This is a genomic window from Pseudomonas sp. DG56-2 (assembly GCF_004803755.1).
GTDB lineage: Bacteria > Pseudomonadota > Gammaproteobacteria > Pseudomonadales > Pseudomonadaceae > Aquipseudomonas > Aquipseudomonas auratipiscis.
The window spans coordinates 1,775,542-1,801,311 of the sequence record NZ_CP032311.1; the positions used below are offsets into that span (position 1 = coordinate 1,775,542).

A 25,770-nucleotide genomic window follows, 5' to 3' on the forward strand; every position below is an offset into this window, starting at 1 on the left:
CAACCTCAGCGCCGATTTGCCAACAGACCAATCAGGAAACCCACCCCGGCGGCGATACCAATCGATTGCCATGGGTTGCTCTGGACATAATCTTCAGTCGCCGTCAGCGCAGCCTGGCTGCGTTCACGGACCGAGTCCTGGGTAAGCTGCAGGGTTTCGCGAGCGCGAAGCAGGCTGTCATGAATCTGCTCGCGCAGCTCATCGGCCTGATCACCAGCCAATGTGGCGGAGTGCTCCAGCAATTTTTCCGTGTCACGAACCAGAGCCTGGAAGTCGGCCATCAGTATGTCTTGAGCAGTCTTTGCCGATTTGCTGGTCATGGGGCTCTCCTTAAGGGTGTGTGGCTATTTCGAGTGGCGTTTACTTGCGAAGGTTCAGAGTAAAACGCTGGTACAGGTTTTGCTGTTCCAAGGGGCGCTCAGGTCCGCGGCTTTCGCTTCGTCCATGCGAAGGCCTTGAACGGTCCTGTAAACCTTAACCCAATCCACGACAAACCCAAGGAAAAACTCCAGATATCAGCAGGATCTGCCCAGGGAGGAGGCGCTTCATTGATCCAGGCTGGTGCACAAAGGAGTCACTCCGCGCTGTCTTGGTGCTTTTTCGAAAGGCCTGCCGATTCTATGGAAAACCTGCAAAGTGCAGTGGACACGCTGGTCCACGGCTCCAATACGCTGTTCATCCTGCTGGGCGCTGTAATGGTGCTGGCCATGCACGCCGGCTTTGCCTTCCTCGAAGTGGGTACTGTGCGGCACAAAAACCAGGTCAACGCTTTGTCCAAGATCCTCAGTGACTTCGCCATATCAACTCTGGCGTATTTCTTCGTTGGTTACTGGATCTCCTATGGTGTGAGTTTTCTGCAGCCGGCGTCGGTGCTCAGCCACGAGCATGGTTACAGCCTGGTGAAGTTCTTCTTTCTGCTGACATTTGCCGCGGCGATTCCGGCGATCATCTCTGGAGGCATCGCCGAGCGTGCCCGTTTTGCTCCGCAACTGTGCGCCACGGCGCTGATTGTCGCCTTCGTTTATCCATTCTTCGAAGGCATTGTCTGGAACGGCAATTTTGGTGCGCAGCAGTGGCTGGTAGAGCAATTTGGCGCCGGCTTCCACGATTTTGCCGGCTCCGTGGTCGTGCATGCCATGGGCGGCTGGTTGGCATTGACTGCCGTGCTCCTGCTGGGGGCGCGCAATGGCCGTTACCGTGACGGCAAGTTGGTGGCGTTTGCCCCCTCGAACATCCCGTTTCTGGCGCTGGGATCATGGATCCTGATTGTCGGCTGGTTCGGCTTCAACGTCATGAGTGCCCAGACCCTGCAAGGGGTAAGCGGTCTGGTGGCGGTCAATTCGTTGATGGCGATGGTGGGTGGCACCGTGGCCGCCTTGCTGGTCGGGCGCAACGACCCGGGCTTTCTGCACAATGGTCCACTGGCTGGGCTGGTAGCAGTGTGCGCCGGTTCTGATCTGATGCATCCGGTCGGAGCGCTGGCTACCGGAGCGATTGCTGGCGCCTTGTTTGTCTGGTGCTTCATTGCCGCGCAGAACACCTGGAAAATCGACGATGTATTGGGCGTCTGGCCGCTGCACGGCTTGTGCGGGGTATGGGGTGGTGTCGCCTGTGGCATTTTTGGCCAGACTGCACTCGGTGGGCTGGGCGGCGTCAGTCTGATCAGCCAGTTGATCGGCAGCCTGGCCGGGGTGATGGTGGCACTGGCCGGTGGTTTTGTCGTTTATGGCATGATCAAACTGCTGGTTGGCCTGCGTTTGAGCCAGGAGCAGGAGTACTACGGCGCCGACCTGTCGATCCACAAGATCGGCGCCACCAGCCAGGACTGATCAGCGTCCGGCCACCAGTCGCGCCTCACAGGCTGAGAGCGCAGGCTGTGGGCCGCTGAGCAGCACCGCATCACCCGCATGCAGGCACGTCTGGGCATCTACGGCCAGCTCTTCGCCATTGCGTTGCACCCCCTGCAATTCGACGCCCAGCTGTTCAAGGTTCAGTTCACTCAGCGGGCGTCCACAGGCGTAAGCTTCGGCACCGAGATTGACCGCGTGCATCATGGCCTTGGGCAGCCCTTCGCTGTCGACCGGGCTGGTTTGTGCGCCATGATAGAACGCCTGGAGCATACGGTAGCGTGACTGGCGCACTTCATTGATTCGCGCTTGCACATGCTCCATCGGCAGTCCAAGCATGATCAGTGCATGGGAGGCGAGCATCAGGCTCGACTCGAGCAGCTCCGGCACCACGGCCGTGGCGCCAGCAGCGTTCAACTCTTCACGCTGACTGTCGTCGCGGGTGCGCACCAGTATCTGCACGTCGGGATGACGTTCGCGGGCCACTTTAAGGACGCTCATGGCGATATCGGTCTTGTCTACTGCAATCACCAGCAGGCGTGCTCGCTCAAGGCCGATAGCGCTGAGCAGATCCCCACGACGTGAGTCACCGTAGTGCACGCAGCTTTCGCCAGCGGCAGCTTCCTGGACCCTGACAGGGTCATCATCGAGCGCAATGAAGGGAATGTTTTCCCGACGCAGGAAACGTCCGATCGATTGCCCGACTCGGCCATAGCCGCAGATCAGCACGTGCCCACTCATCGAGGCGCTTTGTGCCTCGATTTCCTCCAGGTGAACTTCTTCATTGGGCTTGCGGTGCAGGCGGGCGGCAAGGCCTGGCGCTGCACGCAGCAGCAGGGGCGTGACCAGCATCGAGCAGAAGGTAGCTGCCAGCAGCAGATTGCCAATAGCCTCGGGGAGTAGATGGGTTTGTTGCATCTGGGCCATGAGTGCAAAGCAGAATTCGCCACCTTGTGCCAGAGCCAGGCCACTGCGCCAGGCCGTTTCAGCATCGCTGCCACGTATGCGCACCAGTGCCGCCACCACACAGCCCTTGACCACTAGCAGGCCCAGGGTCAGCGCGAGAATCTCCAGGCCATGGGTGGCAAACAGGTGCAAGTCGATGAGCATGCCGATACTGACGAAGAACAGCCCCAGGAGAATGTCGCGGAAGGGGCGGATATCTGCCTCGATCTGATGGCGGTAGTTGCTCTCGCCCAACAGCATGCCGGCAAGAAACGCCCCCAGTGCCGGTGACAGTCCGAGCAAATGGGTCAGCCAGGCGGTTAGCAGGACTATCACCAAAGCCAGCAGTACGAACAACTCGGCCGAATGAGAGCTGGCAACTTCATGGAACAGGCGCGGCAGTATCCACCGGCTGGCGAGCAACAGGCCGATAAACAGGATGACGGTTTTGCCCAGGGTCAACGGCAAGGCCCAGTACCAGGCTTGATCGCTTTGGCCCGCAAACACCGGGACCAGCGTCAACAGCAGTACCGCCACCACATCTTGAAACAGCAGCACGCCGATTGCGTTTTGCCCGTGACTGCTGAAAATCTCTCCCAGGCTGGTCAGCTCCTTGCTGACGATTGCCGTCGACGACAACGCCAGCCCCGCGCCTAGCAGCAGTGCAGCGTTGGCGGGCATGTCGAGTAAAAACAGCAGCCCGGCCAGCAGGATCCCCGAGCAGGCCACCTGCAGGCTGCCCAGGCCAAATACCACCTTGCGCAGGGCAAGCATTTTCGACAGAGAGAATTCAAGGCCCAGGGAGAACAGCAGGAACACCACACCCATTTCCGCCAGGTCGGGCAGTTCTTCGCTTTCGTTGACCCAGTTCAGGGCCGTAGGGCCGACGAACAGGCCAACGCAGAGGTAACCCAGTACAGGCGGCAGCTTCAGGCGCCTGAAGAAGGCAATGACGACCAGCGACGAAGCCAGAATGATCAACAGGTTGGCGAACACAAAACACTCCATGTGGAAAAACGATGAAAACCATTAAGTCTGCACCATAGCGCAAGCGTGCGCGCTGATCTGAATCAGCAGCCGGCCAGCGCTGCATGCGCCACGCTGGGTGCTCGACGGTTCCAGCTAGCAGACCTAGAATAGTGGTCCTTTCAACCATCTGCCGGTACTTGTCCATGCTTCCTGAATGCCAACTGTACGGCACCCTGGGTTGTCACCTGTGTGAAGTGGCAGAAGCCTTGTTGATGCCTTTCGTCGAGCATGGCCTGTTGGTCGAGCTGGTTGATATTGCCGAGAACGAATTCTGGGTCGAGCAATACGGCCTGAAAATCCCGGTGCTACGCCGCTGTGATACCGGCGCCGAGTTGAACTGGCCGTTCGATGCCGATCAAGTGGTGGCATTTCTGCGCTGAAGCGCTAGCCCTGCGGAGAGAATTCCTCTCGTGCGCCGCCGCGTGGGTAGAGGTCCAATCCTTGGACGCTGTTATGTGTACCAAGGAGTGGATCATGAACCTCAGCGAGCATTTCACCCTGGCCGAAATGACGGCATCGCAAAGCGCTGTGCGCTTGGGTATCGATAATTCACCCAGCGTAGAAACCCTCGACAACCTTCGCCGATTATGCGCGCTTCTGGAACAAGTACGCCTGCTGGTGGAAAAGCCGGTTTTGGTCAGCAGCGGTTACCGCAGTACCGAGTTGAATCGCATCATCGGCGGGGCACCCCAAAGTGCGCATATGCAGGGTCTTGCCGCAGACATCAACGTGCCGGGCATGAGCCCTGCAACCTTGGCGCGGTGTGTGGCAGGCAGTCCATTGATGTTTGATCAATTGATTATTGAATTCGATCAGTGGGTGCACCTTGGTCTTGCCGAGGGCCTGCAAAGGCGGCAATTGCTGACGATACGCAAGGGGTCTGGCTACCTTCCGGGGCTGGTCTGAGCCGGGTCTGATTGACGTGTCCGATAACTCTGAATATGCTGTATATAAATACAGTATAGGGGTGGCGTTTGCCCTGAGGATCCAAACCATGGTCAATGTCGAACAACTGAAATACACCGTTAACCGCATGCCTATCGACAGGGTGAGCGAAGCGGTGCTCGAGTTGCGCCTCGACGGTCTGGTGCTGGAGGGCAAGACGCCCTTCAACAAACTGCACTTCAATACCTGTTTTGCCGAGATCGAAGCGTTGTTCCAGCGCGCCGGCTACCATCGCGCTCTTGACGTGGTCGGTTATCAGGGTTTGCTGTATGCACTTTATGACCCAGGTCGCTGGGAAGCGGTCGATGTTCTGCGTTGGCTCAAGGAATTCACCGAGGCCGCTGCAACCCAGACTGGCTGAGGCGCCAGGCTTGCGGGATAATGCACGGTCAATCTGTCAAGAGCGTTCCCATGGCCATTGCCCCTTTCGATCCGGCCCAGCACCAAGCCAGTACGGTCTGCCTGCCGCCTGGCAACTGGGTCACCGTGCTTGACTGCCTGAGCGAGCACTTCAAGGCCATTGGACGCGAACAGTGGCTGGATCGTATCGCCCGTGGGCGAGTACTCGATGCCCATGGGCAGCCCATCAGTGCCACATTGGCCTACAAGCCAGGCCTGCGTATCCACTATTTTCGCGAAGTACCCAACGAGAAAGTGATTCCGTTCCAGGAGCAGATCCTGCACGTCGACGAGCACCTCGTAGTGGCAGACAAACCGCACTTTCTGCCGGTCACGCCGACTGGCGAGTATGTCGAGCACACGTTATTGCGTCGGCTGATCCGGCGCCTCGACAACCCCAGCCTGGTGCCTTTGCACCGTATTGATCGACACACCGCCGGCCTGGTGTTGTTCTCCGCGAACCCGCAGAGCCGCTCAGCCTATCAATCGCTGTTTCCCAATCGGCAGATCGACAAGCAGTACCAGGCTATTGCGCCAGCACTGGCGCACCTGCAGTTTCCACGGGTGCACAAGAGCCGAATGGTGAATGGCGAACCATTCTTTCGCATGCAGGAAGTCGAGGGGCAAAGCAACAGCGAAACCCTGGCACGGGTGCTGGAGAAGAATGGCGAGCTCTGGCGGTATGCGCTGTCGCCGATTACCGGCAAGACTCACCAGTTGCGCGTGCACATGACGGCCCTTGGGGCGAGTATTTGCAACGATCCGTTCTATCCGCAGGTGCTGCAGGAGCAGGATGACTACAGCAAGCCGTTGAAGCTACTGGCGCGGAGTTTGCGATTCAACGATCCGCTAAGTGGTGAAGAACGTTATTTCGAAAGTCGGCTGACGCTCGACTGGTAGGCAGGGAAGCGGCGCACCCACCAGTGGGCGCGCCGTTTTTTCAGCGGTTGAAGCGCTCGACCAGCGAGTATTGAGTAGTCGCCGTCTGGTTCAATTCTTCGCTGAGCAGCGCCGAGTGCTGGGCCTGCTCGGAGGTTTGATCTGCCAGTTCGGCGATTGTGCTGATATTGCGGCTGATCTCGTCGGCTACGGCAGTCTGCTCTTCGGTGGCAGCAGCGATCTGCGTGGTCATGTCTGTGATGTTGGCCACCGCTTCGCTTATGCCCACCAGCGCCTGGTCCGCTTCCATCACCCGGGCGACACCTTCCTCGGCTTGGCGATGACCCGCCTCCATGGTCTGTACGGCATTGCTGGCGGTTTGTTGCAGCTTGGCAATCAGCCCGTGGATCTGACCGGTCGATTCGCTGGTGCGTTGTGCCAGTTGACGAACTTCGTCGGCCACGACGGCAAACCCACGCCCCATCTCGCCAGCACGCGCCGCTTCGATCGCAGCGTTGAGGGCCAGCAGGTTGGTTTGGTCGGCGATGCCTTTGATGACATCGACCACGCCGCCGATTTCGTCACTGTCACGGGCCAATTGAGTCACGGTCAGGCCGGTTTCACCTACAGCTGACGACAGGCGCTGGATGGCGTCGCGCGTTTCGCCAGCGATATTGCGGCCACGGCTGGTCAGGCGGTTGGCTTCTTGAGTCGCATCGGCCGTACGCTGCACATGATTGGCCACTTCCTGGGTGGTGGCTGCCATCTGGTTGACCGCAGCGGCGACTTGTTCGGTTTCGACTCGCTGGCGCTCCAGCCCCGAGGAGCTGTTGTGGGCCAGGGTGTCGGATTGCCGAGCCTGCTCGTTGAGATGCTCTGCGGTATCTTGCAGACGCGTCAGGCAGGTTTTCATCCGTGCATCCTGGCTGAGCATGGCCATTTCCAGGCGCGCCTGGACGCCACGACTGTCCGTGTACATTTGCGCGATCAGCGGGTCGGATGTGGCTTGTTCAGCCAGGCGTAGCAGACGTTTGAGTCCACGCTGCTGCCAGCTCAACCCCAGCAGCCCCAGTGGCACCGACAGTGCTGCCGCCAAGGCGAAGCCCCAGGAGTGACCGAGCCAGTTGCCGATCAGGAAACCGACCTGGCTGACCAGAATGAAGGGCAGCCAGTCTTGCACTACCGGCAACCAACGGTCGCGACGTGGAATCGCCGCGCGCCCTTGGTTGATGCGCTGATAAAGCGCTTCGGCGCGACGAATCTGCTCGGCGGTCGGTTTGATACGCACCGATTCGTAGCCGACCACCTGGTTGTTCTCGAGCACCGGGGTGACGTAGGCGTTGACCCAGTAATGGTCGCCATTCTTGCAGCGGTTCTTGACGATGCCCATCCATGGCAGACCTTGTTTGAGCGTGTTCCACATGTGGGCGAACACCGCAGGCGGGACGTCTGGATGGCGCACCAGGTTATGGGGCGCGCGGATCAGTTCCTCACGGGAAAAACCACTGATTTCGACGAAGGCATCGTTGCAGTAGGTGATGACACCCTTGGCATTGGTGGTCGAGATCAAGCGTTGTTGAGCAGGGAAAGTCCGTTCGCGCTGAGTTATTGGCTGGTTGTTACGCATAAGCTGTTCAATCCGCAAGGCTTTCGAAGGTTATCGGCAACATGGGGTGATTGTTGAATGTATTTTTACACGCGTCAGTAAATGACTGTGGGTTCACGACGGGGCTAGCATTGGGTAGGTAAAGCCGGCGAAATGTGCGAGGTTTAGGCCGAAATGGCAGAGTATTGCAGCGAACAGGCCTCCATAGCGATACGCCAGGCCATAACCGATACCCGCCACGAACGCCAGCACTACCCACAACCAGCCGGCACCAAGATGAGCCAGTGCAAACAGGCCGGCAGCAAAAAACAGTGCCAGGTGCTGATTCTTGAGCAAACGTTGCAAGCCGCCCTGAATGTAACCGCGAAACAGCAGCTCTTCGGTCAGGCTGACCAGCAGCAGATTGTTGAGCATCCACAGCCAGGCTTGTTCTGGCCATTTCGGTGTCCAGGTAATAATCCCCACCAACCAGGCGCCGCCCAGGCAGGCGGCAATCACCGCCGGTAGGGTAGCCGCCAGGCTTGGCAGCAGGCGCTTGCCGCCCATTGCCAGTACCCACGGGCAGGCTAGCAGCAACCAAAAGCCAATAAGCGGCTTGTCCAGATTCAGGTACATGGTGAAGGGCACCGCGCCTTCGCTCCAGAGTGCTTTGTCGATGACCTTGCTGCCCTGGAATCCAGGCAGCCAGTGCAACGCCAGGCCCAGTGCCAGGAGCACGAACAGGGCATGACCGATTATTTGTTGCCAGCGCGCCGCGCGGTTGACCAGCAAGCCTGTGCACAACAACGCGATCAGCGTGGGCAGGGCGAGTAAACCCAGGTTGCCATGAATGAGCGAGTAGACGTAACCAAGACCCAGCAGGGCCAGTCCGATCCATTGGGAGGCAGGCATGTAGATTCCATTGTGCGGCGAAAAGTGAAGCCTTCGACTCCACTGGTGTCGTTCAAGGCACGCCTGTTTGTTGTATCGCTCCTACAACAAGCTGTCGTTCAGCAGTGTGTAACCAAACAAAGGCCCGGCCACAAAGGGCCGGGCTGGTGCTTCAGGATGCGATCAATTGCCGCAGCACGTAATGCAGGATGCCGCCTGCCTTGAAGTACTCCACCTCGTTGAGGGTATCGATGCGGCACAGCATCTTGATCTGCTCCTGAGTGCCATCTTGACGCGTGATCTTCACCTCCAGGTGCATATGGGGCTGGATCCGCGCATTGCTCAGGCCAAGGATATCGATGTGTTCACTGCCATCGAGGCCAAGGCTCTTGCGCGTCTGTCCGCTGAGGAACTGCAAGGGCAGCACGCCCATGCCCACCAGATTCGAGCGATGGATTCGCTCGAAGCTTTCTGCCAGTACTGCCTTGATACCCAGCAGGTTGGTACCCTTGGCTGCCCAGTCGCGACTGGAGCCGGTGCCATATTCCTGGCCGGCGACAACCACCAGCGCAGTGCCTTCTGCCTGGTAGCGCATGGCTGCATCGTAGATCGCCATTTTTTCGCCAGTCGGCACATACAGCGTATTGCCGCCTTCTTCGCCACCAAGCATCTCGTTGCGGATGCGGATGTTGGCGAAGGTGCCACGCATCATCACCTCATGGTTACCGCGTCGAGAGCCGTAGGAGTTGAAATCGCGTGGTTCGACGCCTTTGTCGCGCAAGTAGCGACCCGCTGGGCTGTCGACTTTGATATTACCGGCCGGGGAAATGTGGTCGGTGGTGACCGAGTCGCCGAGCAGCGCCAGGACTCGCGCGCCATGGATGTCCTCGATAACCGGAAGGGGTCCGGTGATTTCATCGAAGAACGGTGGATGCTGGATGTAGGTCGAGTCTTCCTGCCAGACATACGTTGCGGCTTGCGGTACTTCAATCGCTTGCCACTGGGCGTCGCCCGCGAAAACTTCGGCGTACTCCTTGTGGAACATGGCGGTATCGACCTTGGCAACGGCGTCGGCAATTTCCTGTTGGCTCGGCCAGATGTCGCGCAGGTATACCGGCTGGCCATCGCTGCCGGTGCCCAGCGCTTCGGTGCTCAAATCCAGACGCACGGTTCCTGCCAGGGCGTAGGCCACCACCAATGGTGGAGAGGCCAACCAATTGGTTTTCACCAGCGGATGCACCCGGCCTTCAAAGTTGCGGTTGCCCGACAACACCGAGGCGACGGTGAGGTCGGCACCGGTAATGGCCTTCTCGATGACTTCGTCAAGCGGGCCGGAGTTACCAATGCACGTGGTGCAACCGTACCCCACCAGGTCAAAACCCAGTTCATCCAGGTAGCGTGTGAGGCCGGCCGCCTTGTAGTAGTCAGTCACTACCTTGGAACCAGGAGCCAGGGAGCTCTTGACCCAGGGTTTGCGCTGCAGGCCTTTTTCGATCGCCTTTTTCGCTACCAGCCCGGCGGCCATCATGACGCTGGGGTTGGAGGTGTTGGTGCAGGAGGTGATCGCGGCGATTACCACGGCGCCGTCGCGCAGTAAATGATGCTGGCCGCCATGTTCATAACTGACTTCGCCAGCCTGGTCGGCATTGCCGACGGCTACGCCCCCGCCGCCTTCACTCTCCAGTCGCCCGACTTCTTTGTTCGACGCACGTAGCTGCAAGCCGAGGAACCCGTCAAAAGCCTGGCTGACCTGCGACAGGGCAACCCGGTCCTGAGGGCGCTTGGGGCCGGCGAGACTGGCTTCGACTTCATGCATGTCCAACGCCAGGGTGTCGGTGAACGCCGGCTCCTGGCCTGGCAAGCGCCACAGGCCTTGTTCCTTGCAGTAGGCCTCAACCAGTTGCACCGTTTCATTGGGCCGCCCGGACAGGCGCAGGTAGTCGAGTGTCACCTGGTCGACAGGGAAGAAGCCGCAGGTGGCACCGTATTCGGGAGCCATGTTGGCGATCGTTGCACGGTCGGCCAGAGGCAGGTCGGCCAGGCCATCGCCGTAGAATTCGACAAACTTACCGACCACACCTTTTTTGCGCAGCATCTGGGTAACGGTCAGCACCAGGTCGGTAGCCGTAATACCTTCGCGCAGTTTGCCGGTGAGTTTGAAGCCAATGACCTCGGGAATCAGCATCGAGACCGGTTGACCGAGCATGGCTGCCTCGGCCTCGATCCCGCCCACGCCCCAGCCCAGCACGCCCAGGCCATTGATCATGGTGGTGTGCGAGTCGGTGCCGACCAGGGTGTCGGGAAAGGCATAGGTGCGGCCGTCTTCTTCACGGGTCCAGACGGTTCGTCCCAGGTACTCCAGGTTGACCTGGTGACAGATGCCGGTGCCGGGCGGCACCACGCTGAAGTTGTCGAAGGCATTCTGACCCCAGCGCAGGAAGGCGTAACGCTCGCCATTGCGCTGCATTTCGATGTCGACGTTTTCGGCGAACGCCTCTTGGCTGGCGTAGCGGTCCACCATGACCGAGTGGTCGATCACCAGATCGACCGGCGACAGCGGGTTGATTCGTTGCGGATCGCCACCGGCCTTGGCCATGGCCGCACGCATGGCTGCCAGGTCGACCACTGCCGGCACACCAGTGAAGTCCTGCATCAGCACCCGTGCCGGGCGGTACTGGATCTCTCGGTCGGAACGACGCTCCTTGAGCCAGTCGGCGAGGGCGCGGAGGTCGGCCTGGGTGACGGTTTTGCCATCTTCCCAGCGCAACAGGTTTTCCAGCAGCACTTTCAGCGACATCGGCAAGCGCTGCAGGTCGCCGAGGCTCTTTGTCGCTTCAGTGAGACTGAAGTATGCGTAAGTGCGGTCAGCGACCGGTAATGACTTTAACGTTTTCAGGCTATCTAGCGAGGGCATTACCAACTCCTTCTGCGCCGGTGAACGGCAATCTTCCCTGCTGTCGCCGGTTCACCGCCTCTATGACGGTCCGCACGGCACGGACCTGGCTGAACGGTCAGGTTAGACCTGTTTGTCACCCCTGACCATGTTCTGGACCGGCGGGGCATGTCGCAGGTTCCGAACTTCCTTTATCATTCGTGCATTTGCCGGCGCAGTACATTGCGCTCGGTCAGGGTTGGAGTGATTGGCTGCCAACCGTCCTGGAGTGAGAATGAATACCCTGTTTATGCACTGCCGGCCCGGCTTCGAAAGTGAAGTGTGTTCGGAAATCGCCGAACATGCCGCCCGGCTGAACGTTCCCGGTTACGCCAAGGCCAAGCCGCAAACCGCGTGTGCCGAGTTCATCTGCAACGACGCTGAAGGGGCCGAGCGCCTGATGGGCGAGCTGCGCTTTGGCCAACTGATCTTTCCCCGTCAGTGGGCGCGCGGCAGTTTCATCGAGCTGCCGGAAACCGACCGAATCAGTGTGCTGCTCGACTTTCTGGCCGAGTACCCGCAGTGCGGCAGCCTTTGGCTGGAAGTAATGGACACCAACGACGGAAAAGAGCTTTCGACGTTTTGCCGCAAGTTCGAAGTGCCCCTGCGCAAGGCCTTGAGCAAGGCCGGGCGCCTGGTTGAAGACGCCAGCAAACCACGTTTGTTGCTGACCTTCGTCAGCGGCCGACGGGTGTTCGCAGGCATTGCCGCCGCAGACAATTCGGCCATGTGGCCAATGGGTATCCCACGTCTGAAATTCCCTCGTGAAGCGCCCAGCCGCTCGACCCTCAAGCTGGAAGAGGCTTGGCATCATTTCATTCCTCGGGACCAGTGGGAGGCGCGACTGTCCGATGACATGACGGGCGTAGACCTGGGCGCGGCACCCGGCGGCTGGACCTACCAATTGGTCAAGCGTGGCATGCTGGTCACCGCCATCGATAACGGACCGATGGCGGAAAGTCTGATGGATACCGGGCTGGTGCAGCACCTGATGGCCGACGGTTTTACCTACAAGCCCAAGCAGATTGTGGACTGGATGGTCTGCGATATCGTCGAAAAACCGGCGCGCAGTGCTGCGTTGCTGGAGACCTGGTTGGGCGAAGGTCTGTGCCGCGAAGCGGTGGTCAACCTCAAGTTGCCGATGAAGCAGCGTTATGCCGAAGTGCGGCGCTTGCTCGACCGCATCGAGGAAGGCTTCAAGGCGCGCAAGGTCAAGGTTTCAATCGGCTGCAAGCAGCTGTACCACGACCGCGAAGAGGTAACCTGCCACTTGCGTCGGCTGGATTTGAAACCACGCTGAACCCCACAGTTAACAGTTTCTGGAGTTGCACATGACTGATTTCACCCCGGACGCGGTTCTCGACGCCACCGGCCTCAACTGCCCTGAGCCGGTAATGATGTTGCACCAGCACGTTCGTGACCTGGCCGCGGGCGGCTTGCTCAAAGTTATCGCCACCGATCCATCGACGCGCCGTGATATCCCCAAGTTCTGCGTGTTCCTGGGCCATGAACTGGTCCAGCAACAGGAAGATGCCGGCACCTACCTGTACTGGATCCGCAAGAAACTCGACTAAGCGCGATGCGCCCGGCGAATGTGTTTGTTACTGCTGCGTGCCAGACGAATGGACAGCATCACCGCTGCGCACGTCAAACCGGCAATCAGCCCTTCCCACAAACCGTTGGGACCGCTGGCTGGGCCCCAGTAATCGGTCAGGCCGAGCACGTAGCCCACCGGCAAGCCGATGCCCCAGTAGGCGAACAGGGTAAGGATCATTGTCACTCGCGTGTCTTGATAGCCACGCAAGGCGCCCGCTGCAATCACCTGGATGGCATCGGAAAACTGATACAGCGCGGCGTACACGATAAGCATGGCGGCAATCTGGATAACCGTCGTGTCAGGGGTGTAGATCGAAGCGATCGGCTCACGCATCAGCAAGATCAGGCTGGCCGAGAAACAGGCGAAGACCAGTGCCGCCGCCAGTCCCACGAGGGCGGCAAAGCGTGCCTGATGCGGCGCCCCGGCGCCCAATGCCTGGCCGACCCGTACCGTCACGGCCATGCCCAGTGAGTACGGGATCATAAACAGCAGGGAGCTGATGTTCAGGGCGATCTGATGGCCAGCCACCACCGTCGGGCCGAGGCTGCCGATCAGTAGGGCAATTACCGCGAAGATGCTCGACTCGGCAAACACCGCGATGCCAATTGGCAGTCCGACGCCCGTCAAGCGCTTGATGACTGGCCATTGCGGGCGCTCGAAGTTGACCAGTACCCGACTCTTTTCGTAAGCCGGGGCCCAGCGGGTCCAGGCAGCCATGGCCAGGGCCATGAACCACATGACGATACCGCTGGCCCAGCCACAGCCAACGCCGCCCATGGCCGGGAGGCCGAGGTGACCATAGATCAGCACATAGTTGAGCGGAATGTTCAGCAACAAGCCGAGGCAGCCAATGACCATGCTCGGGCGGGTATGGCCAAGGCCATCGCTGTAGCAACGCAGCACGTAATAGAGTGCGATACCGGGAAAACCAAAGGCGATGCCTTGCAGGTAGCCCAGACTCGGTTCGATCAGCTGCGGGTCGACTTTCATCACTTGCAGGACCGGCTCGGCACAGATCAGCAAAGCGCTGGCAATCAGGCCGACGGTGACCGCCAACCACAGCGCCTGGCGCACCAGCGGACCGATTTCAGCATGCTGCCCGGCACCAAAACGCTGGGCTACCTTAGGCGTGGTGGCGAGCAGAATACCGGTCATGAGCAGGAACACCGGAATCCAGATCGAGTTGCCCAATGCTACGGCTGCAAGATCGCGCGGACTCACCCGTCCGGCCATCACCGCATCGACGAAGCCCATGGCCGTGGTCGCCAGTTGCGCAATGATAATCGGCGTTGCCAGCAACAACAGGCTGCGCAGTTCTACGCGCACCCGGGCAGCGCGGGATAAGGAAGGAGATAGAGCGTCGCTGATCATGGGCGTCACAAGGCAGGTGTCCTGCAAAATAGGATGCAAAGCCGACCAGTGTACCCGTTGACATTCCGGTCAGGAAATCCATCGGCGGAATCTTTCGGTAACTGGATTAGCGCCCCTGCAAGGGCCTACACTGCGCACCCCGATAGGAGAGCGCCATGCTGATTGTTGCCGACGAGAATATTCCGCTGCTCGATGCCTTTTTTGCAGGATTCGGCGAAATTCGCCGTTATCCGGGACGTGCAATCGATGCTGCCTGTGTAAAAGATGCCGATGTCCTGCTGGTGCGCTCGGTGACTCGCGTCGATCAGGCGCTGCTTGAGGGCAGCAAGGTTCGCTTCGTCGGCACCTGCACCATTGGTACCGACCACCTGGCGCTGGACTACTTCGCTCAGACTGGCATCCAGTGGTCCAGTGCACCGGGCTGTAACGCCCGAGGTGTGGTCGATTATGTGCTGGGTAGTCTGCTGACGTTGGCTGAACTCGATGGTGCCGAGCTGGCTGGGCGTACTTATGGTGTCGTCGGTGCCGGTGAGGTGGGAGGGCGCCTGGTTGAGGTGCTACGTGGTTTGGGTTGGCAGGTATTGGTGTGCGACCCGCCACGCCAGGCCCGAGAGGGTGGTGATTATGTCAGCCTGGAAACCATTCTGGCGCGTTGCGATGTGATCAGTTTGCATACGCCGCTGACCCGTTGTGGCGAGAACGCGACTTGGCATTTGCTCGGCGAGCAGCAACTCCAGGCATTGCGTCCGGGATCCTGGCTGATCAATGCCAGCCGTGGCCCGGTTATCGACAATTCGGCGCTGCGCGAGCTATTGCTGCAGCGAGAAGATGTGCTGGCGGTACTGGACGTCTGGGAGGGCGAGCCGCAGGTCGATCTGGAGCTGGCTGACCTTTGTGTATTGGCCACGCCGCACATTGCCGGTTACAGCTTGGACGGCAAGCAACGCGGCACTGCACAGATTTATCAGGCTTTTTGTGCCTGGCGTGGTGAGCCGGCTTCAGTGCAACTGGCCGACTTGCTGCCTCAGTCCTGGTTGGCAGAAGTGGGCCTGCAGGCTGAAACCGATCCTGCCTGGGCGCTGGCAACCCTGTGCCGTGCGGTGTATGACCCACGCCGTGACGACGCTGATTTTCGTCGCAGCTTGAGCAGTGATGTGCTTGAGCAAAAGAGTGCGTTCGATGCCTTGCGCAAGCACTACCCGCCGCGCCGTGAAATCGAAGGCCTGGTGGTGCGTCTGCATGGCGAAGCCCCCCATTTGGCGCAGATGGTTCGAGCCCTGGGCGCTGTGCTGGCCTGAATTTCAGGTAATAAAAACCCGGCGCTCGGGCCGGGTTGAACAATTCGGTGATTCAGTCTTTCTTGGCGGGTGCCTTGCGGCTTTGTTCCAGCTTTTCGCACGCCTGCTGGACCATCTCTTCGGTGATGATGATCTCTTTGCCATCTGGGCCGATGATCGAACCGCCCACCGGCGCTTGCGGGTTTGGAGCGCTTTTGGGCTGGTTGGTGCTGTGTTGCAAGCTCATTTTTGTCTCCTCATCAGATTGCCAGCTCAGACTAGAGTCGCGCAGTGACCGAACTATGACAGCTGCGTCGGTTTTCACGCTACGACTCCCTCCAGTCCAACAGAAAGTTGGACAAACCTCCAGTGGTGCCTTAGAACGAAACGGTCTAACCACTTAAGCGGCGACATCTAGAGGGGCGCCGAGACTGGTTTGTTAAATGACGACTGTTTATTCCTGTGAGTTCCTTGGCATGGGACGAGCGGTCAGGTGTAGGCTGGCAGAAACAATTGATCGTTGGTCTCTCCATGCTCAACCGCTTCTCACCCCGCCAGCGCCAGGCGCTGCAATTGGGTTGGCGTTTTGTTCGCCCTTATCGCAAACAAGTTCTGCTGGCGTTGCTCGCCTTGATCGTGACAGCAGGTATCACGCTGTCGATGGGCCAGGGCATACGCTTACTGGTCGATCAGGGCTTCATGACCCGCTCACCGCAGTTGCTCAACCAATCCATCGGTTTCTTCCTGTTGCTGGTATTGGCACTGGCGATCGGGACGTTCAGTCGCTTCTATCTGGTGTCGTGGATCGGCGAACGGTGTGTGGCCGACATTCGTCAGCAAGTGTTCGATCACCTGATCTATTTGCATCCAGGCTTTTTCGAGAGTAATCGCAGCTCGGAAATTCAGTCGCGCCTTACTGCCGACACGACCCTGCTGCAGTCGGTGATCGGCTCGTCACTTTCCTTGTTTCTGCGCAATGCCTTGATGGTACTGGGTGGCATTGTTCTGTTGTTCGTGACCAACCCCAAGTTGACCAGCATCGTGGTGGTCGCCTTGCCGCTGGTGCTGGCACCGATCTTGATCTTCGGACGACGGGTACGCAGCCTGTCGCGTCAGAGCCAGGACCGGGTAGCCGATGTCGGTAGCTACGTTGCCGAAACCCTTGGACAGATCAAGACCGTGCAGGCCTACAACCACCAGGCAAGCGATCAGCAGCGCTTCGGCCAGACCGTGGAAGCTGCCTTCGCCATCGCGCGCAAGCGCATCATGCAGCGGGCCTGGCTGATTACTCTGGTAATCGTGCTGGTGCTCGGGGCCGTGGGGGTAATGCTCTGGGTTGGCGGCATGGATGTCATCGCCGGGCGGATTTCCGGGGGCGAGTTGGCGGCGTTCGTGTTCTATAGCCTGATCGTCGGCAGCGCCTTCGGTACGCTCAGCGAGGTAATCGGTGAGCTGCAGCGTGCCGCGGGTGCGGCTGAGCGTATTGCCGAATTGTTGGCCGCCCGAAATGAAATCAGCGCGCCGGCCGAAGGCTTGGAGCATAGTGCGTTGCGGGTCAGGGGCCGGCTTGAGTTGCGCGAGGTGCGCTTTGCCTATCCGTCACGACCCACACCTGCTGCTATCGACGGCTTGAGCCTGACTGTCGAACCAGGAGAGACGCTGGCGCTGGTTGGGCCTTCGGGGGCTGGCAAGTCGACGTTGTTCGACTTGTTGCTGCGTTTCTACGACCCTCAGCAAGGGCAGATACTCCTGGATGGCCAGGCGTTGAACCGGCTTGATCCCCTGGACCTGCGTCGGCATTTTGCCCTGGTTGCACAGAACCCGGCATTGTTCTTCGGTACGGTCGAGGACAACATCCGTTACGGGCGTGCCGATGCCAGTGCTGAGCAGGTCGAGGCGGCGGCCCGAAGCGCTCACGCCCATGAATTCATTCTCCAACTCCCCCACGGTTACCAGACTCACCTGGGAGACGCGGGGCTGGGATTGTCAGGCGGCCAGCGTCAGCGCCTGGCTATTGCTCGAGCGTTGCTGGTAGATGCACCGATTTTGCTGCTCGATGAGGCCACCAGTGCCTTGGACGCCCAAAGCGAGCACCTTATTCAGCAAGCGCTGCCGACGCTGATGCGTGGGCGCACCACGTTGGTTATCGCCCATCGGCTAGCCACGGTACAGCATGCCGATCGTATCGCTGTGATTGACCAGGGGCGCCTGGTGGCGATCGGCACACATCGCCAGTTGATCGCTGAAAGCCCGTTGTACGCGCGACTGGCGGCGTTGCAATTCAACACCGTTACGGAAATGTGACAGCGTTTCGCGGACTGTCACATTTTTGTAGCAATCCCCTGAGACTATCTATCACAGCTGTTGCGTAACGCTCGAACTTGGCTGCTATCGGATGATGGCAGCTTTTTTTTTCGCCTGCAGCAGCTGCCAGTGAACGAGGACAAGGACGTCTTTATCTGGTTGATGCAGCGATGCCTCGCTTCCTATTTCCTTGTTCCGGAACCCTGCCGATGTTGCGTAAATCCCTCCGAGTGCAAATCCTCGCATTACTCGCTGGCAGCCTGTTGGCGATACTGATGATCGCTCTGGTCTGCTTTCAATTGCTGTCCTCCAGTGTGCGTGGCTACGGACAACTGATTGATGGGCCGTTGCAGGCCTCGCAGTTGATCGATGAGGCCAATCTGCAATTCAAGGTGCAGGTTCAAGAGTGGAAGAACGTGTTACTGCGTGGCAAGCAGCCGGCGGAACTGGATAAGTACTGGCAGCAGTTTCTGGCCCGCGAACAGCAGGTGCAGGGTATTCTCGATCAGTTGATCCGCAGTAGCGACGCCACGCTCAAAGCGCGTGCCGAGCAACTCAAGCAGAGCCACCGACAACTGGGCCAGGCCTACGCTCAGGGGCGCCAGGCATTTTTGGCCGCAGGTGCCGACCCTGCGGTCGGGGATCAGGCGGTCAAAGGTGTGGATCGAGCGACCAGTGAGCAAATGAGCGAGTTGGTCAGCCAGTTGCGCAGCGATGCCCAGGGTCGTGCCCAGGCCATCAATGCGTCTGCCGAACGTATCGTGTGGCTGGGGCTGCTGGTGATGTTCGGCTCTGCACTTGTGGTGGGGGTGTTCAGCCTGTGGCTGATCAATCGTAGCCTGATCGAGCCGATCCGGGCGCTGATCGAGTATGTCGCGCAACTGAGTCAGGGGCGCTTCGAGGCACGTGTAGCCAGTGACCGCCAGGATGAACTGGGCCGTCTGGCGGTGGCTGCCAATACCTTGCGTGACTTTCTCGCCGAGACCATTGCTCGGCTGCAAAACAATGCCGGCGAACTGGAAGCTGCGAGTGGTGATTTGCGCTCCCTTGCCGGCAGCATGGCGCTAGGGACCGATGATCAGTTCCAGCGTACTGATCAGGTTGCCACGGCCATGCATGAAATGTCAGCCACAGCCCAGGAAGTTGCCCGCCACGCCGCAGAAGCGGCACGCGCCGCTGATGATGCCGATCACAGTGCCCAGGCGGGCGAACAGGTGATGCAGGCCACCATCGACACCATTGCTGCCGTAAACCAGGAAATCACCGGAACAGCGGCGGTGATTCGCCATCTGGAAGCTGACAGCGCCCGGATCGGCAAGGTCCTGGAGGTGATTCGCGCGATTGCCGAGCAGACCAATCTATTGGCGCTCAATGCCGCCATCGAGGCGGCGCGCGCGGGGGAGGCCGGTCGTGGTTTTGCCGTAGTCGCGGATGAGGTACGGAGTCTGGCCCAGCGTACTGCGGCTTCGATCGCCGAGATCAACCAGATTATCGGTGCTGTGCAGAACGGAGCCCTGGAGGCGGTCAAGGCGATCGAGAGCGGGCAGCAGCGCAGTGAAGAGGGGGCTGAACAAGTTCAGCGTGCCGGGCAGATGCTCCAGCGTATCACCCAGGCGGTGGAGGCCATTCGCGACATGAATCGGCAGATTGCCACCGCCGCCGAAGAGCAGACCAGTGTGGCAGAAGACATCTCTCGCAATCTGGTGGAGATTACCCGCATCGCCACTGCCAACCAGCAGGCGGTGCAGCACACCGAGCAGGCCGGGCATCGCCTGCACGGACTATCAGGTCAGCTCGGCGAGGTTACCGCCCGTTTGAGCGCCTGATTGGCAGGGGGAAATCCGCCACATAGCTGCTTCAGGGCGTGGCAATGTGGCGGATTGTCGCCAGAAAAACCGTTAAAGATGGGGTGCGACGACTCGTCCTAGCTATTAGTCGTTAGTCTTGCATGAGTTGGCCTGATTTGTGCTTAAAGGCGGCAGCAAGCTTCAATGTCAGTTCGTCCGAGTGACGACCGGTTCCGATCCATCGAATAATCCCAGCCGACAACACATTGCCGCGTGTCCCGGCCGCTCGCCAGAGCGCCAGGCCTCGCTAAGCTTTGGTATGTGCGAGCGATAACAAGAATGTGGGCGTGCGCAACGGAATCAACGGTCATTGCCAATTACTCCACCTTCATTGGATTGAATTATGAAAAAAATCCTGCTGGCGCTCCTATGCCTGAGCGTCATTGGTTGCTCCAAACCCAGCGAGCCAGAAAAAACCGTCGATGTCCTGCTGATCGGCGGCGGCATCATGAGCGCGAGCCTGGGTACTTACCTCAATGAGCTGGAGCCTACCTGGTCGATCGACATCTACGAGCGTCTGGACAAAGTTGCCGAAGAAAGCTCCAACGCCTGGAACAACGCAGGTACTGGTCACTCCGCGTTCTGCGAACTGAACTACACCAGTGAAGGCGCCGACGGCAAAATCGACATCAGCAAGGCGGTAGGGGTCAACGAGCAGTTCGAGATATCCAAGCAGTTCTGGGCCTATCAGGTCGAGCAGAACGTATTGAGCAACCCCAAGTCGTTCATCAACAACGTGCCGCACATGAGCTTCGTCTGGGGCGACAAGAACGTCGAGTTCCTCAAGAAGCGCCATGAAGCCCTGCAGCACAGCTCGTTGTTCCGTGGCATGGAGTATTCCGAGGACCACGCCCAGATCCAGAAATGGGTGCCGATCGTGATGGAAGGCCGTGCTGCCGACCAGAAGATTGCCGCGACCCGCATGCCGATCGGCACCGACGTCAACTTTGGCGAAATTACCCGTCAGTTGATCGCTTCGCTGACCAAGCATGACAACGTCAAGCTGCATGTGCAGCATGAAGTGCGTGACATCGTCCGCAACGCCGACAACACCTGGACCGTGGTCGTCGCTGACCTGGCCAACAAGGGTGTAGAGCGTAGCGTCAAAGCCAAGTTCGTCTTTATCGGTGCCGGTGGTGGCGCCCTGAAGTTGCTGCAGAAGTCCGCTATTCCGGAAGCTGACGGTTATGCAGGCTTCCCGGTAGGTGGTCAGTTCCTGATGACCGATAATCAGGCTATCGTTGCTCGTCACAAAGCCAAGCTGTACGGCAAGGCTTCGGTGGGTGCACCGCCGATGTCCGTTCCACACCTGGACACGCGGGTTATCGACGGCAAGGAAGTGTTGCTGTTCGGCCCGTTCGCGACCTTCTCGACCAAGTTCCTCAAGAACGGTTCGTTGCTCGATATGTTTGCTGCGCTGACTACGCACAACATCATGCCGATGACTCACGCCGGTATCGACAACATTGACCTGAGCACTTACCTGATGGGACAGCTGATGCTCAGCTTCGATGACCGTATGGAGGCGCTGCGCGAGTACTTCCCGAACGCCAAGAACGAAGACTGGAAGTTGCTGCAAGCTGGCCAGCGCGTCCAGGTCATCAAGAAAGACCCTGTGCACGGCGGTGTCCTGCAATTCGGTACCGAAGTGGTTGCCGCCCAGGATGGCACTATCGCAGCCTTGCTTGGCGCATCGCCTGGCGCCTCGACTGCTGCGCCGATCATGCTCAGCGTGCTGGAGAAGACCTTCAAGGATCGAATCAAGAACCCTGAGTGGCAGGCCAAACTGAAGGAGATCGTTCCGACCTATGGCCAGAAGCTCAACAATAATCTTGAGTTGACCAACAAGACCCGTGAATGGAGCAGCTCGCGCCTGCAGTTGCTGTACGTTCCGGTGCTGCCTGAAGAAACTGCTGCCGTTCAGGCTGAGCCTGCGCTGTAACGTTTGCATCGGTAGAAAAAACAGCCCCCTATTCAGGGGGCTGTTTCGTTTCGGCGCTGGGTTTGTTCAGCCTGAGATCAATGACGCTTTTTACGATGGTCATTGGCCAGGTTGTTGCCCAGGGCGCCGCCAGCCGCACCACCGAGGCCTGCGCCGATTGCCGAACCGGTGCTGCCGCCCAGCTTGCCGCCTACCAGCGAGCCGCCAGCAGAACCCAGGCCGCCACCAATGGCCGCCTTGGTCTTGTTGCCACTTTTTGCGCCCATGGCGCTGCCTGCGGCGCCACCGACACCGGCACCGATCGCGGCGCCTGTGCTGCCACCCAGTTGCTGGCCAACCACGTTGCCCAGAACACCGCCCAGGCCGCCACCTACGGCAGTCTGGCCATCGCCAGCCATGGCGCCTTGAGTGCACAGCAGGCCAAGTGTCAGGGCGGCAAGAGTCTTACGCATGTGTTTCAACCTCTAAGTTCGAAAGGCGCGCATTCTGCTGGGCGCGGCAGCAGGGTGCAATGCTGGCCAGGGTGGTTTGTTGCAATCGGGACACAAAAAAGCCCGCGCAAGGCGGGCTCGTTGTAGTGCGCTATGGCTTCAAAGATCTTTTACGGTACGAACCTGATCTTTGTTGATGCGCGTACGCTTGCCATCAAGTTGTTCGAATTCATAGAAGCCCGACTCATCGTCATATTGCGGTGTGTCGACTGCCTGGATCTCGCGACCGTCGTTCAGGGTGATGACCGTTGGCGAAGCGCAACCTGCCAGAGTACCTAGGCCGAGGGCGAGCAGAAATGCAGGAAGGGTCCGTTGAATCATTGTGTTTCTCCAGTAAAGGATGGTGCGTAATGTTCTTGAGACGCATGGTGCCGACGCAAGTTCCTTGCTGATTGCAGCATAGTCATTGCGCAGGACTTTTGATTCACGGCAATCGAGTGTCGAGGGCGGGCGCGAGCCGGGCAGGGCTGTGATATAACACCGCCATTCTCTCTATCAATGGATCAAGGCCCCATGAAAGCCAAGGCTGATGTACCTTTCGTGCCACTGAACATTGCAGTGTTGACGGTCAGTGACACCCGTACCCTGGAAACCGACACTTCCGGGCAGGTGTTTGTCGATCGCCTGACCGAAGCCGGCCATGGCCTGGCGGCGCGCGTACTGCTCAAAGACGATTTGTACAAGATCCGTGCGCAGGTCGCGAGCTGGATCGCCGATGAGCAGGTGCAGGTGGTGCTGATCACCGGCGGCACTGGTTTTACCGGCCGCGACAGTACGCCGGAAGCGGTTGCCTGCTTACTGGACAAGCAAGTCGATGGCTTTGGTGAGTTGTTCCGGCATATTTCCCTGGCAGATATCGGCACATCAACCGTTCAGTCTCGCGCCTTGGCCGGGTTGGCCAACGGTACGCTGGTCTGTTGCTTGCCGGGCTCCACCAATGCCGTGCGCACTGGTTGGGACGGCATCCTTGCCGAGCAGCTCGATGCTCGCCACCGCCCTTGCAATTTCGTGCCTCATCTCAAGCAGGCCGCGCCCTGCGCCAGTCGTGGTTGAGGTGCCTGTGAACAAGCCACTGATGCCGGTCGAAGATGCTTTGGCACGCTTGCTGGCACTGGCGCAAGCCGCCCCTATTGTCGAAACCGAAGTGCTTGCGCTGGCGCAGGCCGAGGGACGCGTGCTCGCCAACGAATTGGTTGCGACCCTGGATCTGCCGCCTTGGCCAAACAGTGCCATGGACGGTTACGCGCTGCGCCTGGCCGATTGGCAGGGAGAACCGTTGCCTGTCAGTCAGCGGATCTTCGCAGGTCACGCTCCAGAGCCGTTGCAGCCAGGAACCTGCGCACGGATTTTCACCGGCGCACCGGTGCCGCCTGGGGCTGACTGCGTCGAGATGCAGGAAAACGCCGAGGTCCTGGAGGATCAACGGGTGCGATTCACGGCATCGCTGCGCGAGGGCCAGAATATTCGTCCGCAAGGGCAGGAAACCCGTGCCGGAGAGTCGGTGCTGGCAGCGGGTACGCGCCTGGGACCGATTGAGCTTGGCTTGGCGGCAACGCTTGGCTATGCCACTGTCAATGTGGTGCGCAAGATCAAGGTTGCCGTGCTGTCCACAGGAGATGAGCTGGTCGAGCCGGGTTTGCCGTTGGGGCCAGGACAGATCTACAACAGCAACCGACGCCTGCTGGTCAGTTGGCTGCAGCGCCTGGGTTGCGAAGTGACCGATGCTGGGATTCTTGCCGATGACCTGCAAAAGACCCGTGACTGCCTGGCCGGGTTGAGCGAAGTCGATTTGATACTTTCCACCGGCGGTGTCTCGGTGGGAGAGGCGGACTACCTGGGCCTGGCCTTGCGTGAGGCAGGCGAACTGGCACTGTGGAAGTTGGCGATCAAGCCCGGCAAGCCGCTGACCTTCGGCCACTACAAAGGTGTACCGGTCATTGGTTTGCCTGGCAATCCGGCCTCGACGCTGGTGACTTTTGGCCTGCTGACTCGACCCTACCTGTTGCGCCGCCAGGGCGTGCAGGACGTGACGCCGTTACAGTTCGCGGTGCTCGCAGGTTTCGACTGGCCCACGGCTGGCTCGCGTCGCGAATACCTGCGCGCGCGACTGGATCAGGGTCAAGCGCTGATCTACAGGAACCAGAGCTCTGGCGTACTACGCAGCGCCGCTTGGGCCGAGGGCCTTGTCGAAGTTCGCGAAGGCACTGCACCTGCCAAGGGTGACACCGTTCAGTTCATTCCCCTGAGTGAGTTGCTCGGCTGAGTGCGCTGGCTTGAGAAAACACGGGTGCCCGCTGACTCAGGCGGGCATGCACGTTTTCCAACTGGGCGGCGGCAATGCTCCAATCGTGACGGTCGTTGACGAACTGGCGGGCCGCCTCGGAAAGTTGGCGCATGCGCCAGGGCTGGTTGAGCAGTTGGGTAATGATCAAGGCCAGTTGATCACTGTCGTCGCTGCCTAGATAGTGCTCGCCCTGAGTCACTTGTAGCCCGGAAACCCCTTTGGCGGTGGTGACCACTGGCAGGCCTGCGGCCATGGCCTCGAGTACCTTGATTTTCGAGCCGCCGCCATAGCGCAGGGGGGCGAAGAAGATCGCCGAATGGCGTTGCAGTTCGCGTAAGTCAGGCAAGTAGCCAATCCACTCGATACGCGGATCGTTCCAGCGCGATTTCCAGCTGTCGGGCAAGGCATGTCCTACTATGGCCAGGCGCACGGCAGGATTGCTTTGCCACACTTGCGGGAGGATGTCTTCAAGCGCCCATTCCACGGCTTCGAGGCTGGCGCTGTATTCAAAGTTACCGACAAACAAAAGTCGCTGGCTGTGATGAGACGGGTAGATATCCTGGTAATGCGCGCAATCGACGCCATTGATCACCAGAGACGCGGGGTAGCCGGTCAGGCGACTGATATGTTCGACATCCCTGGGGCTGACGGCGACGACCTCATGCGCCTGGCTCAATACGCGACTTTCCCAGCGCCGGTAGCGCCAGCGGTCGAAGGCGTTGAATGGTCGCAACCATAAAGGCAGGCGGTCATGACAGGCCGCACCAGATACCGATTCGATGGTGTGTTCGCTGAGTAGAAAGGGCAGTTGCCGAGCTTGCAGTGCTTTTTCAAATGGCTGGAAGCTGTAGCTGTGCTCAATGTGGATCACATCCCAGTGTTCTTCCAGCAGTTGCTCGAAACGATGCCGAAGGTGCGGCGCCAGGCCATTCACACTGGCGCGCACGGGATAGCCGGCATAGACCGCAGCCAACAGGTTCAATGGGCTGTGCAATGGCCGCCTGGGCAATACGATCAGGCGTTCGAGCAGTGGCTCGAGCGCCTGACGTGCTGCCTCGCTGGGCGGGATCTTGGACTGCACCAGTAAGGTGATCTGGTGGCCCCGCTGCGCGAGACTGCGCAGCAGGTGGTATTGCCGGGTTTTGCCACCGCTGGTGGTAGGCCAGGGCAGATAAGGCAGTGTCCAAAGTACGCGCATGACCCCT

General features: G+C 59.5%; 23 protein-coding genes and 1 pseudogene. 14 read left to right on the plus strand and 10 right to left on the minus strand.

The genetic code is table 11. The features are described 5' to 3' along the window. Positions 1–5: 5 nt before the first annotated feature. Positions 6–320, minus strand: coding sequence for a YqjD family protein (locus D3Z90_RS08280; RefSeq protein WP_136475277.1), 315 nt, complete (start codon positions 318–320; stop codon positions 6–8). Positions 321–620: 300 nt separating this feature from the next. Between D3Z90_RS08280 and D3Z90_RS08285 the strand changes: the two genes are divergently transcribed. Further along, a complete protein-coding gene (locus tag D3Z90_RS08285; protein WP_136475278.1) occupies positions 621–1,829 on the plus strand; it encodes an ammonium transporter in 1,209 nt (402 codons plus the stop codon). On the opposite strand, the gene D3Z90_RS08290 is transcribed toward D3Z90_RS08285, so the two are convergent. Beyond that, positions 1,830–3,788 (minus strand): monovalent cation:proton antiporter family protein, encoded by a 1,959-nt coding sequence (locus tag D3Z90_RS08290; RefSeq protein ID WP_136475279.1) that lies wholly within the window; start codon positions 3,786–3,788, stop codon positions 1,830–1,832. It lies immediately after the preceding gene. Positions 3,789–3,964: 176 nt separating this feature from the next. On the opposite strand from D3Z90_RS08290, the gene D3Z90_RS08295 reads away from it, so the two are divergent. From D3Z90_RS08295 to D3Z90_RS08310, 4 genes are all read left to right on the plus strand, one after another. Continuing rightward, a complete protein-coding gene (locus D3Z90_RS08295) occupies positions 3,965–4,201 on the plus strand; it encodes a glutaredoxin family protein (RefSeq protein ID WP_136475280.1) in 237 nt (78 codons plus the stop codon). Positions 4,202–4,295: 94 nt separating this feature from the next. Then, a complete protein-coding gene (locus D3Z90_RS08300; RefSeq protein ID WP_136475281.1) occupies positions 4,296–4,727 on the plus strand; it encodes a D-Ala-D-Ala carboxypeptidase family metallohydrolase in 432 nt (143 codons plus the stop codon). 88 nt (positions 4,728–4,815) lie between these two features. Continuing rightward, complete coding sequence (locus D3Z90_RS08305; protein WP_136475282.1) at positions 4,816–5,127, plus strand: transcriptional regulator; 312 nt, start codon at positions 4,816–4,818, stop codon at positions 5,125–5,127. Positions 5,128–5,177: 50 nt separating this feature from the next. Then, the gene (locus D3Z90_RS08310; protein WP_136475283.1) at positions 5,178–6,065 is read left to right on the plus strand and encodes a pseudouridine synthase; all 888 of its coding nucleotides are present in this window, start codon (positions 5,178–5,180) and stop codon (positions 6,063–6,065) included. Between the two features lie 40 nt (positions 6,066–6,105). Here D3Z90_RS08310 and D3Z90_RS08315 read toward each other — a convergent pair whose 3' ends face one another. The 3 genes from D3Z90_RS08315 to acnA all read right to left on the minus strand — a co-directional run bounded on the left by D3Z90_RS08315 (position 6,106) and on the right by acnA (position 11,434). Then, the gene (locus tag D3Z90_RS08315) at positions 6,106–7,671 is read right to left on the minus strand and encodes a PAS domain-containing methyl-accepting chemotaxis protein (RefSeq protein ID WP_136475284.1); all 1,566 of its coding nucleotides are present in this window, start codon (positions 7,669–7,671) and stop codon (positions 6,106–6,108) included. 93 nt (positions 7,672–7,764) lie between these two features. After that, the gene (locus D3Z90_RS08320; protein ID WP_136475285.1) at positions 7,765–8,541 is read right to left on the minus strand and encodes a CPBP family intramembrane glutamic endopeptidase; all 777 of its coding nucleotides are present in this window, start codon (positions 8,539–8,541) and stop codon (positions 7,765–7,767) included. 151 nt (positions 8,542–8,692) lie between these two features. Beyond that, entirely contained in the window at positions 8,693–11,434 is a 2,742-nt protein-coding gene (gene acnA / locus D3Z90_RS08325) for an aconitate hydratase AcnA (protein WP_136475286.1), read from the minus strand. Positions 11,435–11,687: 253 nt separating this feature from the next. Between acnA and rlmM the strand changes: the two genes are divergently transcribed. After that, the gene (gene rlmM / locus D3Z90_RS08330; protein WP_136475287.1) at positions 11,688–12,752 is read left to right on the plus strand and encodes a 23S rRNA (cytidine(2498)-2'-O)-methyltransferase RlmM; all 1,065 of its coding nucleotides are present in this window, start codon (positions 11,688–11,690) and stop codon (positions 12,750–12,752) included. Positions 12,753–12,783: 31 nt separating this feature from the next. Beyond that, on the plus strand, positions 12,784–13,026 hold the full coding sequence (gene tusA, locus D3Z90_RS08335) for a sulfurtransferase TusA (RefSeq protein ID WP_133211128.1): 243 nt from the start codon (positions 12,784–12,786) through the stop codon (positions 13,024–13,026). Here tusA and D3Z90_RS08340 read toward each other — a convergent pair. Further along, complete coding sequence (locus tag D3Z90_RS08340) at positions 13,023–14,420, minus strand: MATE family efflux transporter (protein ID WP_136475288.1); 1,398 nt, start codon at positions 14,418–14,420, stop codon at positions 13,023–13,025. The genes tusA and D3Z90_RS08340 overlap by 4 nt on opposite strands. 155 nt (positions 14,421–14,575) lie before the next feature. On the opposite strand from D3Z90_RS08340, the gene pdxB reads away from it, so the two are divergent. Further along, positions 14,576–15,718, plus strand: a complete 1,143-nt coding sequence (pdxB, locus tag D3Z90_RS08345) for a 4-phosphoerythronate dehydrogenase PdxB (RefSeq protein WP_136475289.1) — start codon at positions 14,576–14,578, stop codon at positions 15,716–15,718. A 52-nt stretch (positions 15,719–15,770) separates the two neighbouring features. On the opposite strand, the gene D3Z90_RS26765 is transcribed toward pdxB, so the two are convergent. Then, entirely contained in the window at positions 15,771–15,944 is a 174-nt protein-coding gene (locus D3Z90_RS26765) for a PA1571 family protein (protein WP_168198444.1), read from the minus strand. Positions 15,945–16,228: 284 nt separating this feature from the next. On the opposite strand from D3Z90_RS26765, the gene D3Z90_RS08350 reads away from it, so the two are divergent. The 4 genes and pseudogenes from D3Z90_RS08350 (at position 16,229) to mqo (ending at position 21,790) form a co-directional block, all read left to right on the plus strand. Next, positions 16,229–18,001 (plus strand): ABC transporter transmembrane domain-containing protein, encoded by a 1,773-nt coding sequence (locus tag D3Z90_RS08350; protein ID WP_136478896.1) that lies wholly within the window; start codon positions 16,229–16,231, stop codon positions 17,999–18,001. Positions 18,002–18,783: 782 nt separating this feature from the next. Further along, positions 18,784–18,894, plus strand: a pseudogene (locus D3Z90_RS27300) (hypothetical protein); the annotation flags it as partial. Positions 18,895–19,122: 228 nt separating this feature from the next. Next, complete coding sequence (locus D3Z90_RS27305) at positions 19,123–19,827, plus strand: methyl-accepting chemotaxis protein (RefSeq protein WP_371922313.1); 705 nt, start codon at positions 19,123–19,125, stop codon at positions 19,825–19,827. A gap of 364 nt (positions 19,828–20,191) precedes the next feature. Next, on the plus strand, positions 20,192–21,790 hold the full coding sequence (mqo, locus tag D3Z90_RS08360) for a malate dehydrogenase (quinone) (protein ID WP_136475291.1): 1,599 nt from the start codon (positions 20,192–20,194) through the stop codon (positions 21,788–21,790). A gap of 77 nt (positions 21,791–21,867) precedes the next feature. Here mqo and D3Z90_RS08365 read toward each other — a convergent pair whose 3' ends face one another. Together D3Z90_RS08365 and D3Z90_RS08370 are read right to left on the minus strand one after the other, a co-directional pair. Further along, complete coding sequence (locus tag D3Z90_RS08365; RefSeq protein ID WP_136475292.1) at positions 21,868–22,242, minus strand: glycine zipper domain-containing protein; 375 nt, start codon at positions 22,240–22,242, stop codon at positions 21,868–21,870. A 138-nt stretch (positions 22,243–22,380) separates the two neighbouring features. After that, positions 22,381–22,602: a YgdI/YgdR family lipoprotein gene (locus D3Z90_RS08370; protein ID WP_136475293.1), complete on the minus strand. Its 222-nt coding sequence runs from the start codon at positions 22,600–22,602 to the stop codon at positions 22,381–22,383. Positions 22,603–22,794: 192 nt separating this feature from the next. Here D3Z90_RS08370 and moaB point away from each other — a divergent pair, with 192 nt between their 5' ends. Both moaB and glp read left to right on the plus strand, forming a co-directional pair. Beyond that, positions 22,795–23,334, plus strand: coding sequence for a molybdenum cofactor biosynthesis protein B (gene moaB / locus D3Z90_RS08375; RefSeq protein WP_136475294.1), 540 nt, complete (start codon positions 22,795–22,797; stop codon positions 23,332–23,334). Between the two features lie 22 nt (positions 23,335–23,356). Continuing rightward, a complete protein-coding gene (gene glp / locus D3Z90_RS08380; protein ID WP_256658369.1) occupies positions 23,357–24,544 on the plus strand; it encodes a gephyrin-like molybdotransferase Glp in 1,188 nt (395 codons plus the stop codon). Here glp and D3Z90_RS08385 read toward each other — a convergent pair. Next, positions 24,516–25,763: a glycosyltransferase family 4 protein gene (locus D3Z90_RS08385; protein WP_136475296.1), complete on the minus strand. Its 1,248-nt coding sequence runs from the start codon at positions 25,761–25,763 to the stop codon at positions 24,516–24,518. The genes glp and D3Z90_RS08385 overlap by 29 nt on opposite strands. Positions 25,764–25,770: the final 7 nt, after the last annotated feature.

Excerpts from the sequence above, each read along its gene's own strand:
- D3Z90_RS08295 (WP_136475280.1), top strand. The coding sequence starts at position 3,965 with ATGCTTCCTGAATGCCAACTGTACGGCACCCTGGGTTGTCACCTGTGT.
- acnA (WP_136475286.1), bottom strand. The coding sequence starts at position 11,434 with ATGCCCTCGCTAGATAGCCTGAAAACGTTAAAGTCATTACCGGTCGCT.
- moaB (WP_136475294.1), top strand. The coding sequence starts at position 22,795 with ATGAAAGCCAAGGCTGATGTACCTTTCGTGCCACTGAACATTGCAGTG.
- D3Z90_RS08385 (WP_136475296.1), bottom strand. The coding sequence starts at position 25,763 with ATGCGCGTACTTTGGACACTGCCTTATCTGCCCTGGCCTACCACCAGC.
- mqo (WP_136475291.1), top strand. The coding sequence starts at position 20,192 with ATGAAAAAAATCCTGCTGGCGCTCCTATGCCTGAGCGTCATTGGTTGC.
- D3Z90_RS08340 (WP_136475288.1), bottom strand. The coding sequence starts at position 14,420 with ATGATCAGCGACGCTCTATCTCCTTCCTTATCCCGCGCTGCCCGGGTG.
- glp (WP_256658369.1), top strand. The coding sequence starts at position 23,357 with ATGCCGGTCGAAGATGCTTTGGCACGCTTGCTGGCACTGGCGCAAGCC.
- D3Z90_RS08350 (WP_136478896.1), top strand. The coding sequence starts at position 16,229 with ATGCTCAACCGCTTCTCACCCCGCCAGCGCCAGGCGCTGCAATTGGGT.
- D3Z90_RS08300 (WP_136475281.1), top strand. The coding sequence starts at position 4,296 with ATGAACCTCAGCGAGCATTTCACCCTGGCCGAAATGACGGCATCGCAA.
- D3Z90_RS08365 (WP_136475292.1), bottom strand. The coding sequence starts at position 22,242 with ATGCGTAAGACTCTTGCCGCCCTGACACTTGGCCTGCTGTGCACTCAA.
- tusA (WP_133211128.1), top strand. The coding sequence starts at position 12,784 with ATGACTGATTTCACCCCGGACGCGGTTCTCGACGCCACCGGCCTCAAC.
- D3Z90_RS08310 (WP_136475283.1), top strand. The coding sequence starts at position 5,178 with ATGGCCATTGCCCCTTTCGATCCGGCCCAGCACCAAGCCAGTACGGTC.
- D3Z90_RS08280 (WP_136475277.1), bottom strand. The coding sequence starts at position 320 with ATGACCAGCAAATCGGCAAAGACTGCTCAAGACATACTGATGGCCGAC.
- D3Z90_RS08370 (WP_136475293.1), bottom strand. The coding sequence starts at position 22,602 with ATGATTCAACGGACCCTTCCTGCATTTCTGCTCGCCCTCGGCCTAGGT.
- D3Z90_RS08305 (WP_136475282.1), top strand. The coding sequence starts at position 4,816 with ATGGTCAATGTCGAACAACTGAAATACACCGTTAACCGCATGCCTATC.
- D3Z90_RS08285 (WP_136475278.1), top strand. The coding sequence starts at position 621 with ATGGAAAACCTGCAAAGTGCAGTGGACACGCTGGTCCACGGCTCCAAT.
- D3Z90_RS27305 (WP_371922313.1), top strand. The coding sequence starts at position 19,123 with ATGTCAGCCACAGCCCAGGAAGTTGCCCGCCACGCCGCAGAAGCGGCA.
- rlmM (WP_136475287.1), top strand. The coding sequence starts at position 11,688 with ATGAATACCCTGTTTATGCACTGCCGGCCCGGCTTCGAAAGTGAAGTG.
- D3Z90_RS08320 (WP_136475285.1), bottom strand. The coding sequence starts at position 8,541 with ATGCCTGCCTCCCAATGGATCGGACTGGCCCTGCTGGGTCTTGGTTAC.
- pdxB (WP_136475289.1), top strand. The coding sequence starts at position 14,576 with ATGCTGATTGTTGCCGACGAGAATATTCCGCTGCTCGATGCCTTTTTT.
- D3Z90_RS26765 (WP_168198444.1), bottom strand. The coding sequence starts at position 15,944 with ATGAGCTTGCAACACAGCACCAACCAGCCCAAAAGCGCTCCAAACCCG.
- D3Z90_RS08315 (WP_136475284.1), bottom strand. The coding sequence starts at position 7,671 with ATGCGTAACAACCAGCCAATAACTCAGCGCGAACGGACTTTCCCTGCT.